Origin of the sequence: Embleya scabrispora, from assembly GCF_002024165.1 — a bacterium.
Lineage (GTDB): Bacteria > Actinomycetota > Actinomycetes > Streptomycetales > Streptomycetaceae > Embleya > Embleya scabrispora_A.
Genome location: NZ_MWQN01000001.1, coordinates 1,355,815 through 1,369,869, shown reverse-complemented (window position 1 = coordinate 1,369,869; position 14,055 = coordinate 1,355,815). Strand labels below are relative to the sequence as shown.

The window sequence follows — 14,055 nt, the reverse complement described above, 5'->3', positions numbered from 1 at the left end:
GGTCCGGGGACGCCCGCACGGGCGGCGGGCCGTTCTCCCCGTGTGTTCCGCCCCCGCCGGATATCCGTGGGCCGGCTGATCAGGGTCGGCAACACCACCCCGGGGCTGATGCTCGTCACGGGCGTGGCCCTGGTCGTGATCAGCCTGCTCGCCGGGCTGTTCACGGTCCTCGCGGTGGGCCGGCGCGCCGACGCGGCCAAGGCGGTGGCCACCGGCAGCGAACCGCTCGGGGTCAAGACCCAGGACATCTACCGGGCCCTCGCCGACGCCGACGCGACCGCGGCGGCCGGACTGCTCGAAGGCGGCGTCGAATCGGCGGACGTGCGCGAGCGCTACCAGCAGGCGATCGAGACCGCGTCGCGCAAGCTGATCGAGGCCACCGCCGCGGGCGCCTCCGGCGAGGTGGCCGACAAACTCGCGGTCATCGGCGTGCAGTTGCCCGAATACGCGCGCCTGGTCGAGCGGGCCCGGGCGGAGACCCGACAGGGCAACACCGTCGGTGCCGCCTACCTGCGCTCGGCCTCCAAGAACGTGATGCGGGCCAAGATCCTGCCCGCCGCCACCGCCCTGCACGACATCGCCGAGAAGCGCCTCGCGGGCGACCACCGCGACGCGACCTCGACCCCGTGGGCACCGCTGTCCCTGCTCCTGGTCTCCCTCGCGGCCTGCGCCGGCGCCCTGTGGTTCTTCGCCCGGCGCACCCACCGCCGGATCAACATCGGCCTGCTGATCGCGGGTCTGGCCACCCTGGTGTCGATCGGCTGGTTGTGGGCGGCCTCCGGCAACTCCCGCGACCACCTCGACCGCAGCCGCAGCGACGGCTGGGGGCCGGTCGAAACGCTCGCCCAGGCCCGCTTTTTGACCCTGCAGGCACACGGCGACGAGAGCCTGACCCTGGTCATGCGCGGCAGCGACAACGGCCAGTACGAGGCCGACTTCAACGAGGTGTGGGGCAGGCTCGTCGGCGTCGACGCGCGCGACGGCCGACCCGCGGTGACCGGCATGCTGGCCACCGCCGAGCGGGTCACCCGCTCCGACGCCGGCACGCTCGCCAAGGTCAAGGCCGCGCGGGCCGCCGCCGCCGACTGGAAGAAGGCCCACGACGAGGTCATCACGCTCTACGGCAACGGCCAGTTCGAACAGGCCGTCGCCAAGGTGACCAAGGCCGACGGCGCCTCGCGTACGGCCTTCACCCGGATCGACGAGGCGCTGGCCGCCGCGGTCACCGAGGACCAGGGCGACTTCGCCCGCTCGGTCCGCCAGGGCCGCGACGCGCTCGCCGGCCTCGGCGTCGGCATGGGCGTACTGGCCCTGATCGCCGCCGCCGCGACCGTGGACGGCGTCCGTCGCGAGGTCGGGAGGTACAACCGGCCATGAACACCCGCATCGCCCTGCCCGCACTGGTGTGCGCCCTCGCGCTGGCCCTCGCCGGGTGCGGCGCAGGGTCGGCCGAGCGCGCCCTCGGCCGCCCGGCCGCGCCCGCCGCCGGCGCCCCGCGCGCACCCGCCGAGGGCGCCCCGGGACCGGACACCTCGTGCCCGAACGTGCTGGCCAGCCTGCGCCCGACCGGCTCGCTGCCCGCCCCCACCGCGCTGCCCGCCGGCAGCACCATGGACACCCTGCGCAGGCGCGGCTTCCTGATCGCCGGCATCGACCAGAGCAGCTTCCCGTTCGGCTTCGTCGACCCCAGGACCAACACGCTGCGGGGCTTCGACATCGACCTGCTCCGCGAGGTGGCCAAGGCGATCTTCGGCGACGCCGGCCCCAACCGCATCCAGTTCCGGGTGGTGCGCAACGAGGACCGCACGCTGGCCATCGCGCGCGGCGACGTGGACATCGTCGCGGAGACCATGACGATCAACTGCGAGCGTCGGCAGAGCGTCGAGTTCTCCTCCGTCTACTTCCGAGCCGGCCAGCGGCTGCTGGTGCAACGGGACGGCACCGCGGACCGCGCCGACTACTCCGGCGGACTGGCCGCCCTGCCACGCGGCATGCGCGTGTGCTCGGTACCCGGCTCCACCTCGATCGGCATGTTGCGTCGACAGGCCCCGCAGGTGAACGTGATCGAGGGCGACACCTGGGCGGGCTGTCTGGTTCTGCTCCAGCAGGGGCAGGCCGACGCGGTCACCACCGACGACACCATCCTGGCCGGGCTCCAGGCGCAGGACCACGTCTTCACCGTCGTGGTCGGCGACAAGCTCACCTTCGAGCCGTACGGCATGGCGATCGCCAAGAACCGCGGCGACTTCGTGCGGTTCGTCAACGCGGTGCTCGAACAACTGCGCCGCAACGGGCGATGGGGCGAGCTGTACCGGGAGTATCTGGGCACCTCGCTCGGGGCCGACACGCCCGCGCCGCCCGAGGCCGAATATCGGGACGCCGCGTGAACCGAGCCCCGCGCGTGCTCGGTCGTGACGAGATCGACGAGTTGATCGTGCGTCACGAAGGCGAGTACGACGGCATCACCGCCGGCCTGATGGAGTTGGAGAGCCACCCGGGCCGGCAACTGCTCGAAGGCGGCACGCTGACCGGACGCACCGCCGAGCGCTGGGAGGTCGGCCGCCGGGCGATCGCGCTGCTGTGGGGACACCGCGAGGCGTACGGCGCGGTCCTCGACCGGGCCCGGACGCTGCGCGGACGGCGCGGCAAGCCGCAGCGGCCGGAGTTGGAGGAGCTGTCCTTCCTGCTGCTCGGACAATCCGCCGAACTCGCCGCGCGCGACGTGCCGATCGGGCAGCGCGGCCTGCTCGACCCGGCCCTGCGCGTACACCGGATGAGCCTGAGCGAACTGGTCGCCGACATGGCGCCCGCCTGGAGCGAGGCGACCGCGGTCGTGGAGGCCGCGGACGCGGTCTGGACCCGCCTGGTGCCCACCCTGGACCGGGTCGACGCCGGCATCGCCGCCGCCGAGGCCGGGATCGCCGAACTCGGCGGCCCCGACGCGGTGCCGGAGCAGACCGCCGCCCTGGACGGGGTCCGCCGTCGGCTGGAGACCGCCCGTACCCTGGTGGCGAGCGACCCGCTGGCGCTGACCGCCGCCGACGACCGGCGCATCGGCGGCGTGGACGTCGCCGCCCTGGACGCGGAACTGCGCCGCGTCGCCGACGAGGTGCGGCACCTGACCATCGTCCGGGCCCGCTTCGAGGAGCGGATCCGGCGACTCGCGGGTCTGCTGGACGAGTTGGACTACCAGGAGGGCGACACGATCCGCCGGCGGGCGCACGTACTGACCCGGATCAGCGACAAGCGGGTACCGGAGGTACCGCTGCGTGCCGCCACCCTGCGGGAACGGATGGCCGGCGTCCTCGGGCTCGGCACCCGGGGCGACTGGGTGCGCGTCTCGCGCGAGTTGAGCGCCCTGGAGAACGACGCGCAGGGTGCCCGGGACCGACTGGCCGCCACACGCGGGCACATCGACGCGCCACTGGCCCGGCGGGACGAACTGCGCGGCCTCGTGCAGTCCTACCGGGCGATGGCCGCGCGCGCCGGGCACGGCGAGGAGGCCGTGCTCGAGTCGCTCTACGACCACGCCAAGGAGTTGTTGTGGCGAGCACCGTGTGAACTCGACGTGGCGGTACGGGTGGTGACCCGCTATCAGGAGGCGGTCATCGCCGCGCAACGCAAGGATCGTCCGGACGACAAGGGGGACCAGAGATGATCAAGTGCAATCGCCCGCCTTGCCCGGGCGAGATCGACGACGGCTTCTGCGACACCTGCGGCAACGAGCCGCTGGCGACCGGCGCGCCCGTGCCCGGCCCGAGGACCGGGCGGTCCGGGGTCTCCGGGACGTCGGGCACGTCGGGCACGGCCGGTACCGCCGGTACCGCCGGTTCGTCCTCCTCGCGCAGCGCCTCCGGGCGCAGTTCGCGACGCGGCAGCACCGGGACCAGTCGGCGACTGGGCGGCGGTCTGGTCGAGATGCCGAACGTGCCGCGCCGCAACCCCGAGAGCGCGCTGGCCCGCAATCCGGTCATCCCGGAGGAGAAGCGGTTTTGCCGCAAGTGCGAACAGCCCGTCGGGCGCGGGCGCGGCGGCCGGCCCGGGGTGGCCAACGGCTTCTGTCCGCGCGACCGCACGCCGTTCTCCTTCGCGCCCAAGCTCCAGCGCGACGACATGGTCGGCCAATACCGGATCATCGGCTGCCTCGCCCGCGGCGGATTCGGCTGGGTCTACCTCGCCCAGGACACCGCCGCGCACAACATGTGGGTCGTCCTCAAGGGCCTGCTCGGCAGCGACGACCCCGACTCGCGCGCCGCGGCCCTGGCCGAACAGCGCATCCTCACCCAGATCCAGCACGCCAACATCGTGCACATCCAGACCGTGGTCCAGCACCCCGACCCGCTCACCGGTCAGGACGAGACCTACCTGGTGATGGAGTACGTCGGCGGCCTGTCGCTGATGGACCGGCTCAAGCAGATGCGCGAGGTGGACCCCAAGGCCGTGCTGCCGGTCGAGCAGGTCCTGGCCTACGCGATCGACATCCTGCCCGCGTTCGGCTACCTGCACCAACAGAACCTGGTCTACTGCGACTTCAAGCCGGACAACGTGATCCAGACCGAGGACCAGCTCAAGCTGATCGACCTCGGCGCGGTGACCGACCTGGCCCGGCCGGGCAAGTTCACCTACGGCACGGTCGGCTACCAGGCGCCCGAGATCGAGACCGTGCGGGCCGAACCGTCGGTGGAGTCGGACCTGTTCACCATCGGTCGCACGATGGCGGTGCTCAGCTTCTACTTCGCCGGCTACACCCGCAAGTACAAGGCATCCCTGCCGCCCGCCGCCGACGTGCCGCTGTTCACCGAATTCGAGTCCTATCACCGCCTGTTGCTGCGGGCCACGCACCCCGACCCGGAACAGCGCTTCGCCTCCGCGGCGGACATGGCCGAGCAGTGCGTCGCGGTGCTGCGCGAGGTGGTCGCGATCCGCTCCGGCGAGCCGCGCCCGGGCGTGTCCGGCCTGTTCGGGCCGGAGACGCGGGTGGTGCACGCCGAGGTGGCCGCGCGCAACACCGAACCCGGGCTGCTCGCGCCCGCGCCCGACCCCTCGGTCATCGCCGGCGCGCTGCCGGTGCCCCGGGTCGACCCCCTCGACCCGGCCGCCAACCTGCTGGCCACGGTCGCCACCACCGACCCCGACGAACTGCTCTCCGCGCTCACCGCCGCGGGCATCTCCTCGGCCGAGGGCACGCTGCGCCTGGTCCGGATGTGCATCGAACAGGGCGACGTGGTGCGCGCCCGGGCGTTCCTGGCCGACATCGACGCCGACGACTGGCGACTGCCCTGGTTCGAGGGGCTGGCGGCGCTGTCCCAGCACGATCTCCCGCGCGCCCACGAGTTCTTCGACGGGGTGCGGGGTGCGCTGCCCGGCGAGCCGGCGCCGCGTATCGCGCTGGGCGCCTGCCGCGAACTGATGGGCCGTCACTCCGAGGCCGCCGCCGAGTACCGCGGCGTCTGGTCGACCGACCACGCGTACGTCTCGGCCGCCTTCGGCCTGGCCCGTTGCCTGCTCGCGACCGGCGACCGGGCGGGCGCGGTACGCATCCTGGAGAGCGTGCCGGACACCTCGGCCAACCATGTCGCGGCGCAGACCGCCGCGTTGCGCACCCGGATCAGCGGCCGGGCCGCCGCCGAGCCGCTGGGGCCGGACCTGACCACCGCGTCCGATCGGCTCGGTGCGCTGCGACTGGAGGGCGAGGCGCACGACCGGCTCGCCGTGGAGTTGTTGGAGACGGCCCTGGAGTGGGTGAAGGCAGGTGCGAACGGGGGGAATTCGGGCGCCGGGGGGGCGGATGGAACCGCGAGGGTGCTCGGCAGCGAGTTGAAGGAAAAGCCTCTGCGGTTCGCCTTGGAAAAGTGTTACCGCGATCTGGCCCGGCACGTGACGACGCATGCGGAGCGCATCGCGCTCGTCGACCGGGCGAACGAAGTGCGACCGTGGACGTGGGTGTGATCAGAGTGGCTGGATATGGACGACTGGACGCGACCGGGCTCGGGGGCGCCCCGAACGGGGGCGAGGCCGCCCCGCCGCCCGAGCCGCCCGCGACGGCCGTCCCCGACGGGTGCCCGTCCTGCGGTCTGGCCGGTGACGCCGACGACCGCTACTGCGAGTCGTGCGGCTACGACCTGGACATCCCCCCGACCCCGGTGGCCGAACGTCCGCCGCCGCGGCGGGTACCCGCGCCCAGCGGACACGGACCGGTTTGCTCCGCCTGTGGCACCGCGACCATCGGCTCGGACGGCTGGTGCGAGGCGTGCGGACGGCCGTTCAACCCGCGCGACCACGTGGAAAGCGACCTGAGCGGCCTGGTCGCGATGGTGAGCAACCGGGGGCTGCGCCACCGGCGCAACGAGGACTCCGCGGCGCTGCGCGTGTTCGAGATGCCCGACGGCAGCAAGCGGGTGGTGGCGGTGGTCTGCGACGGGGTGTCCTCCTCGCCGCGGCCCGACGAGGCCTCGGCGACCGCGGCCACGACCGCGTGCGCGACGATGGCGGCGACCTTGATCGAAGGGTGCGCGCCGGCCAAGGCCACCAGCGCCGGGGTGGCCGCCGCCGCGAGCGCGGTGGCCCGGATGCCCGGCACCGAGGACCAGGGCAACGCGCCCGCGTGCACGCTGGTTTCGGCGATCATGACGCCCGGCGAGATCACCGTGGGCTGGGTGGGCGACAGCCGCGCCTACTGGCTGGCCGACCCGGGCAGCGGGGCCGACGATCCGGCGGACGGCGACGACACGCTGCCCGGTGCGAGCACGCTGCCCCGCGGGGCGGTCGAGGCGTCGGCCGGGCCCGACGACGAGCAGGACCGGCGCACCCCCTCCGCGCTGCTGACCGAGGACGACTCGTGGGCGACCCGGATGATCGCGCTCGGCGCGATGACCGAGGCCGAGGCGTACGCGGATCGGCGCGCGCACGCGATCGTGTCCTGGCTCGGCGCCGACGCCGGCGAGGTGCGGCCCCGGGTGACCAGCGTGCGTCCGACCGGGCCCGGCGTGCTGCTGCTGTGCAGCGACGGGCTGTGGAACTACCTTTCGGTGGCACCGACGCTGGCCGCGATGGTGCTCCCGGACGCGCTGGAGCAGCCGTTGGCCGCGGCCCGGTTGCTCACCGGGTTCGCCCTGGACCAGGGCGGCGCGGACAACATCACCGTCGCCCTCATCCCATACCTCCCGCCCGGGGACGCCGCACGCGACCCCCACCACGACTGACCCGAGACGCGAAGGAGTCGGATTCATGTCAGGCGCCCCCGAATTCACCATCGAGATCAACCAGAACGCCTACCTACCGATGGGTGGACACGAGGTCCACGCCGTGGCCCACATCAAGGCTTCCGGGCTGCCGACGGGCACGGCCTCGGCCAGGCGTGGCGCCGAGGTGATCATGGTGGACACCTCGGGCTCGATGGACTTCCCCTCCAGCAAGCTCAAGGCGGCCAAGCAGGCCACCAAGGCGGCGATCGACACGCTGCGCGACGGCACGCTGTTCGCGGTGGTCTCCGGGACCGGCATGGCGTCGATGGTCTACCCGTTCGACGAGGTGCTCGTACCGGCCGACGACCGCAGCCGCAAGGAGGCCAAGCGCGAGGTGGACAAGCTCCGCGCCCGCGGCGGCACCGCCATGGGCCAGTGGTTGCTGATGGCCCGTCGGCTGCTCGAACCGCACCGCGACGCGATCCGGCACGCGATCCTGCTCACCGACGGCAAGAACGAGAGCGAGCGCGAGCAGGACCTGGCCGAGGCGATCGCCTACTGCGAGGGCGTGTTCGTCTGCGACTGCCGCGGCATCGGCCTGGACTGGCGGGTGGACGAGGTGCGCAAGATCTCCAACGCGCTGCTCGGCGACATCGGCTTGGTGAGCGAACCGGCAGACCTGGTCGCGGACTTCACCAAGATGATGGAGAACGCGATGGGCAAGGCCGTGGCCGACGTGGCCCTGCGCGTGCGCACCATCAACAACGCGCGGGTGAAGTACGTCAAGCAGACCTACCCGGTGATCGACGACCTGACCGCCCGGCGTACCGACGTCGGCCCGAACGCCGGTGACTACCCGACCGGGTCGTGGGGCGGCGAGAGCAAGCACTACCACATCTGTCTCGAGGTCGAGCCGGACGAGGTCAACCCGGGCGGCAAGCGCCGGCCGTGCCAGGTCTCGGTGGTCCTGCCGGACGGCTCGGGCGGCCTGGAACTGGCCAAGGCCGGCGTCTTCGCGCAGTGGACCGACGACGAGGAGCTGTCCACCCGGATCAACTCCGAGGTCGCCAAGGTCACCGGCCGGGAGAAACTGGCCAATGCCGTCCAGGAAGGCTTGGAGGCGCGCACGCGGGGGGACGAGACCACCGCGACCGCTCGCCTGGTCCAGGCCCTCGAACTGGCCGACGAGGCGGGCGACGAGCACACCGCGAAGCTGCTCCGCCGGGTCGTCGAGGTCGAGGCCGACGGCACCAGTCGGCTGCGCAACGACGAGGAGGGCATGATGATCATCGACGTGGAGTCGCACAAGACCGCCCGCGTCGGACCGCCCACCCGGGACTGAGCATCGCCGCTCCGCGAGCGTCGGGTCGGGTAGGGGAACAGGAAGGAGGTCCGCTCATGCACATCTGTCCGGTCGGCCATCAATCCACCGCCGCGGACTACTGCGACGAGTGCGGGCGCACCATGACCGTCGCGGAGCCCTCCGGTGGCGGCGGGGGTTCCGAACAGCCGCCCTGGGGCACGCTGATCTGTCGGATCTGTGCCACCGAGTACACCCCCGACGACCAGTTCTGCGAGGGCTGCGGGCACGAGAACCCCTCGACGACCGTCGTCGACGTGGTGGATCCTCCCCCGGACGACGGGTCGTCCGGGAAGCGGGACCCGGAGCCTCCGCCGACCACCCGCACCCTGTGGACCGTGCGGGTCATGCCCGATCACGACTACTTCCTGCGGGTGCTCGAATGGGACGGCCCGGACGCGCACAATATGCACTTCCCGCATGAACAGGAGCCGTGGACGCAGGAGTTGACCGGCGAGTCGATGCGGATCGGCCGGCGCAACGCCGGCACCAGCTCCGCTCCGCCCGAGATCCCGATCACCGACCCGGGCGTCTCGCGTCGGCATGCGATGTTGCTGCGCTGCGGGGACGGGACGTGGGAGGTGATGGATCTCGGATCGGCCAACGGGACCACCATCAACTCCGGTTACGACCGGGTCCGCCGCGACCCGGTGCACCTGAAGGACGGCGACCGGGTGCATGTGGGGGCCTGGACCACGCTGGAGATCCGACGCGTGGACCTGTGAGGGCGCCGGCGCCGGTCGGGGCGACCCCGACCGGCGCGACGTGGTTCAGCCCACGTGGGCCACGCCCGGCGCCAGTGCGGCGAGGATCGGCTCCGGGTCGGCCGCCGCCTCGGCCGCGGTCATCCGGGCGGTGACCCGGCCCGTGGACAGCACGGTCAGCCGGTCCGCGATGCCCTGCACGAAGCCCAGTTGCGGCGCCGCGATCAGGATCGTCAGGCCCTCGCCGGCGAGGGTGGTGATCAGTTGCCGGATCTGCTCGGCGATCACGGGGGACAGGCCCTCCGTCGGCTCGTCGAGCAGGATCAGCCGCGGACCGCCGAGCAGCGCCCGGGCGATGGCCAGCATCTGCTGTTCCCCGCCGGAGAGTTGCGAGCCGCGGTTGCCGGCCCGCTCGCCCAGTCGGGGCAGCAGTTCCAACACGCGCGCGGGCGTCCACGCGGCGTGCTTGCGGTGGGCGAGGCGCAGATGCTCGGCGACGGTCAGGCTCGCGAACACCCGCCGGCCCTGCGGCACCAGGCCGATGCCCGCGTGCGAGACCCGGTGCGCCGGGCGCCCGGTGAGGTCGACACCGGCCAGTTCGACCCGTCCGCCGGAGGGCTTGAGCAGGCCCGCGACGGTATGGATCAGGGTGGATTTGCCCGCCCCGTTGGCGCCCAGGAGCGCGTGCACGGTGCCCTCGGGCACGCTCAGGTCGACCCCGTGCAGCACCGAGCCGCCCTGGTAGCCCGCCGTCAGTTCGCCGATCTCCAGCACGATGTCAGCCCACTTCCTGGTGCTCGGGCTCGGACGCGCCCAGATAGGTGTCGCGCACCGCCCGGTCCTCGGCGATCTCGTCCGGCGTGCCGGTGGCGAGCAGTTGCCCCGAGGCCAACACCGTGACGGTGTCGGTGACCTCGCGCACCAGCGCGAAGTTGTGCTCGACCAGGACCATGGTCACCTCGGCGGGCAGTGCCTTGAGTACGTCGGCCAGCAACTCGATGTCGGTGTCGGTCAGACCTGCGGCCGGCTCGTCCAGGAGCAGCAGCTTCGGATGCCCCGCGAGCGCCATCGCGATGTCCAGCAACCGGCGGGAGCCGTGCGAGAGTTCGCCGGCGATCTCGTCGGCGCGCGCGGTCAGGCCGACCGTCTCCAGATGGATCGCCGCCTCGCCCGCGAGGGCGCGGTAGCGGCCCGGGCGCCACGCGATGCCGCCGCGCCGGGCGTGCCGCCAGGCGGCCAGGGTCACGTTGTCCAGGACCGACAACGAGGGCACCACCGCGGGCTGTTGGAACGCGCGGGCGATGCCCAGGCGGGAGCGCCGGGCCGGGGCCAGGTCGGTGATGTCGCAACCGTCGAAGACGATGGTGCCCGAGGTGACCGGATTCGCGCCCGCGATCATCGCCAGCACGGTCGACTTGCCCGCGCCGTTGGGGCCGAGCAGCGCGTGCCGGGCACCGCGACGCACGGTCAGGTCGAGACCGTCCACCGCGGCCAGCGCGCCGTAGCGCCGGGTCAGACCGGTGATGGTGAGCAAGGCGTCGGCGGCGCCTGCGCCGCTCGCCCCGCTCGCCGCCCGCTTGGCGAGGTCCGGCTTACCGGCCGGTTCGCTCGCCGTCGGCTCGCTCGCCGTCGGCTCGTCCGCTTCCGTGGACTTCCCGTCCGATCGGATCACCTTGGCCAGACTTCGCCACGCAGCGCGCGGCCCGCCCGCGACCACCCCGGCCAGCCCGCCCGGCAGCGTGTAGACCGCGATCAGGAACAGCAGGCCGAGCAGCAGCGGCCCGTGCCCCGGCCACGGACCGGACAGCCAGTCCCGGGTGAACACGATCAGCGCCGCGCCGATCATCGCGCCCACCAGCGACGCGCCGCCGCCGATGACCACCGCGAGCAGCACCAGCGAGGAGGTGTCGAAGCCGATGTGCGCGGGGGAGATGTAGCGCTGGATCGAGATCAACAGCGCGCCCGCGACACCCGCGATGGCGCCGACCCCGATGTAGGTGACGGTGAGATAGCGGGTCACCGGGTGGCCCGTCGCGCGCATCCGCGTCTCGTTCTCGCGCGCGCCGTCGAGGAGCAGTCCGGCCGGCGAGCGCAGCACGAGCGCGGTGAGGGCGATCACCACGAGCGTGGTGAGCAGTACGTACCAGTAGGTGTCCACGTCGTCGACGAGGTCGCCCATGCCCCAGAACGGCTCGATCGGCGGGATGCCGGACTTGCCGTCGGTACCGCCGGTGACCGACTTCCACTTCTCCGCCGCGGTGCGCACCAGTTCGCCGACGGCCAGCGTGATCATCAGGACCGTGACACCGCGCGTGCGGACCACGATCGGCGCGGTGAGCGCGTTGAACAGGGCACCCGCCGCGGCCGCCACCAGGGTGTGTACGACGCCGATCCGCATGCCGTGGTCGGCCAGGATCGCCGCCGTGTAGCCGCCGACCGCGTAGGGCGCGACCTGGCCGAGCGAGGGCAGCCCGGCGCCGCCGCCGAGCACCGCGACGCTGACCGCGAGCAGGCCCAGGGACAGCGCCTGGGACAGCAGGATGATGGTGAACAGGTCGACCATGTACGGCGCCGCGATCAGCCACACGATCGCTGCGACGGCCAGGATCCGACCCGCCAGGATCCCGCGCGGCGAGTGCAGCGCGGTACGCGCGCGCAGGGCGGCCGTTGCAAGGGTGGTCATACTCGGCTCCCCGTCGGGCCGAAGCGCGCGGTCCGCGCGATCAGCATCACGGCCATCGTGGCGTACATCAGATACGGCGCGAAGTCGGGCATCAGTGTGACCCCGAGGGTCTGCACCTCGCCGACCAGGATCGCGGCGAGCAGCGCGCCGCCGACCGAGCCGAGGCCGCCGATCACCACGACCAGCAGGGACTGCAAAAGCACGGTGTTGGCCACCGACGTGGACGGGCCGATGATCGGCGCGCCAAGCCCGCCCGCGAGACCGGCCAGCGCGCCGGCCGCGATCAGTACGCCCGAGCGCACCCGGGCGGGCGAGATGCCGCCGGCCGCGAGCATCTCGGGGTCGTCCACGGAGGCGCGCACGGCCGCGCCGATCCGGGTGCGGGCCAGCACGTACCAGCCGCCCGCGCCGAGCGCGACGGCGACCACGATGAACGCCAGCCGGTAGCCGGGGTAGTTGTGGCCCAGGATCGATACCGGCTTCTCCAGCGCACCGGGCACCGAGACCTGCGGGTCGTCCTTGCCGAATACGGTCATCAGCAGATCGCCGCCGACCAGGGCGACACCGAAGGTCAACATGGCCTGCGCCATGTGTCCTCTGCCGGCGATCGGGGCGGTCATCACCGCGAGCACCCCGCCGCCGGCCGCGCCCGCCGCGATTCCCGCGAGCACCGCGAGCACCAGGCCCAGCCACGAGCCGTCGGCGACCTCGGTGGCGGTGTAGGCGGCGAACGCGTAGAGCGTGCCGTGCGCGAGGTTGAGGACCCCGCCCGAACCGAAGGCCAGAGTCAGGCCCGCGGCCACGACGAACAGCAGCAGCCCGTAGGCCACTCCGTCCAGGGCCGGGATGAAATTGTCGTCGAACCAGCCCACGGCACGCTTCCTTTCGCTCCCGATCCGCCGTCAGCCCAGGGTGCCGAGTTCGCGGACCATCACGTTGCTCAGCGCGGTGCCGTCCTGCTTGACCTCACGCAGGTACCACTTCTGCACCGGGGCGTGCGACTTGGTGTTGAACTCCCAGGGACCGCGCGGGCTGTCCACCTTGCCGGTGTTGGCGATCTGGGCGTTGACCGCCTCCGGGGTGACCTTGTCGCCGGCGGCGGCGATCGCCTTGTCCAGCACGGCCGCCGCGTCGTACATCGTGGCCGACATCATCGTCGGCAGCGTGTTGTACTTCGCCTGGTAGGCCGAGACGAACGAGCGGTTGGCCGGGATGTCCAGCGTGGGCGTGTAGTTGAGCGAGGTGAACACGCCCTTGGCCGCGTCGCCCTCGGCGCCGAGCACCGCGCCCTCGGTCAGGAAGCCCGCCGCGTACAGCGGGATGTCCTTGATGTCGGACTGCTTGTACTGCTTGACGAAGTTCACCGCGGCGGTGCCCGCGTAGAACGTGTAGACCGCCTTGGCGCCCGAGTTCTTGATCTCGTTGAAGTACGGCTGGAAGTTGGTGGTCGCCGGGAACGGCGTCCACTTGGTCTTGCCGTCCGGGTTGGCCAGCTTGCCGCCGAGCTTGTCGAACGTCTCGGTGAAGCCGCGCAGCTGGTCGAACCCACCCTGGTACTCGGGGCCGATCGCGTAGACCGGACCCTGCACGGCCTCCTTGATGTACGGCGCCGCCGCCACACCCGGCTCCTCGGAGAGGTAGCTGGTGTGCCAGACGTAGTCCTGCCGCTTGATCTCGCCGGGGCGGCCGACGGCGCCGATCATGGGCACCTTGTTGTCGTTCACCAGGTCCACGTTGGCCGCCACCGTGGCGGCGTTGGACAGACCCACCACCGCGGTGACCTTGTCCTGCTTGATCAGCTTGGTCACCGAGGGCACCGAGGTCTGCGGACCGTCGCCCTCGTCGGTGATCACGAGCTCGACCTTGTGCCCGCCCAGCTTGCCGCCGTGCTGGTCCAGGTAGGTCTGGAAGCCGTTCTGCAGGTCCGGCCCGAGCGCCGCGTACACACCGGTGAGCGGGATCGTCAGGCCGATCTTGAGCGTGCCCGAGGACGAGCCGCCCTTCTTGTCGTCGGCCGCGCTGCCGCTGCACGCGGCGGTGAACGCGAGCGCGCCGGCGAGCAGTCCCGCGGCGGAGACGCGGAACGAGCGACGGGATATGGGACTTGCCGGGGTCATGACGTGC

At 72.3% G+C, this 14,055-nt stretch carries 11 protein-coding genes; 7 read left to right on the top strand and 4 right to left on the bottom strand.

Features of this window, described 5'->3' with window-relative positions; translation table 11 throughout:
- Positions 1–42 precede the first annotated feature (42 nt).
- The 7 genes from B4N89_RS06050 to B4N89_RS06020 are packed head-to-tail and all read left to right on the top strand — an operon-like array spanning position 43 to position 9,269.
- A complete protein-coding gene (locus tag B4N89_RS06050; protein WP_143657865.1) occupies positions 43–1,377 on the top strand; it encodes a hypothetical protein in 1,335 nt (444 codons plus the stop codon).
- Positions 1,374–2,387 carry a glutamate ABC transporter substrate-binding protein gene (locus tag B4N89_RS06045; protein WP_078974833.1) on the top strand — a complete coding sequence of 338 codons (1,014 nt, stop codon included), beginning with the start codon at positions 1,374–1,376 and terminating at the stop codon, positions 2,385–2,387. Before B4N89_RS06050 ends, B4N89_RS06045 begins: the two co-directional genes overlap by 4 nt.
- Positions 2,384–3,658, top strand: a complete 1,275-nt coding sequence (locus tag B4N89_RS06040) for a hypothetical protein (protein WP_078974832.1) — start codon at positions 2,384–2,386, stop codon at positions 3,656–3,658. The genes B4N89_RS06045 and B4N89_RS06040 overlap by 4 nt, the downstream gene beginning before the upstream one ends.
- Positions 3,655–5,949, top strand: coding sequence for a serine/threonine-protein kinase (locus tag B4N89_RS06035; protein WP_078974831.1), 2,295 nt, complete (start codon positions 3,655–3,657; stop codon positions 5,947–5,949). Before B4N89_RS06040 ends, B4N89_RS06035 begins: the two co-directional genes overlap by 4 nt.
- A gap of 5 nt (positions 5,950–5,954) precedes the next feature.
- Entirely contained in the window at positions 5,955–7,202 is a 1,248-nt protein-coding gene (locus tag B4N89_RS06030; RefSeq protein WP_235618488.1) for a PP2C family protein-serine/threonine phosphatase, read from the top strand.
- 25 nt (positions 7,203–7,227) lie between these two features.
- On the top strand, positions 7,228–8,526 hold the full coding sequence (locus B4N89_RS06025) for a VWA domain-containing protein (RefSeq protein WP_078974830.1): 1,299 nt from the start codon (positions 7,228–7,230) through the stop codon (positions 8,524–8,526).
- Positions 8,527–8,582: 56 nt separating this feature from the next.
- On the top strand, positions 8,583–9,269 hold the full coding sequence (locus tag B4N89_RS06020; protein ID WP_078974829.1) for an FHA domain-containing protein: 687 nt from the start codon (positions 8,583–8,585) through the stop codon (positions 9,267–9,269).
- A gap of 45 nt (positions 9,270–9,314) precedes the next feature.
- Here the strand turns inward: B4N89_RS06020 and B4N89_RS06015 are convergent, their stop codons facing one another.
- The 4 genes from B4N89_RS06015 to B4N89_RS06000 are packed head-to-tail and all read right to left on the bottom strand — an operon-like array spanning position 9,315 to position 14,048.
- Positions 9,315–10,022 carry an ABC transporter ATP-binding protein gene (locus B4N89_RS06015; protein WP_078974828.1) on the bottom strand — a complete coding sequence of 236 codons (708 nt, stop codon included), beginning with the start codon at positions 10,020–10,022 and terminating at the stop codon, positions 9,315–9,317.
- Positions 10,023–10,026: 4 nt separating this feature from the next.
- Positions 10,027–11,931, bottom strand: coding sequence for an ABC transporter permease subunit (locus B4N89_RS51200; RefSeq protein ID WP_078974827.1), 1,905 nt, complete (start codon positions 11,929–11,931; stop codon positions 10,027–10,029).
- Positions 11,928–12,803 (bottom strand): branched-chain amino acid ABC transporter permease, encoded by an 876-nt coding sequence (locus B4N89_RS06005; protein WP_101897003.1) that lies wholly within the window; start codon positions 12,801–12,803, stop codon positions 11,928–11,930. Before B4N89_RS06005 ends, B4N89_RS51200 begins: the two co-directional genes overlap by 4 nt.
- Before the next feature lie 30 nt (positions 12,804–12,833).
- On the bottom strand, positions 12,834–14,048 hold the full coding sequence (locus tag B4N89_RS06000; protein WP_078974826.1) for an ABC transporter substrate-binding protein: 1,215 nt from the start codon (positions 14,046–14,048) through the stop codon (positions 12,834–12,836).
- Positions 14,049–14,055 lie beyond the last annotated feature (7 nt).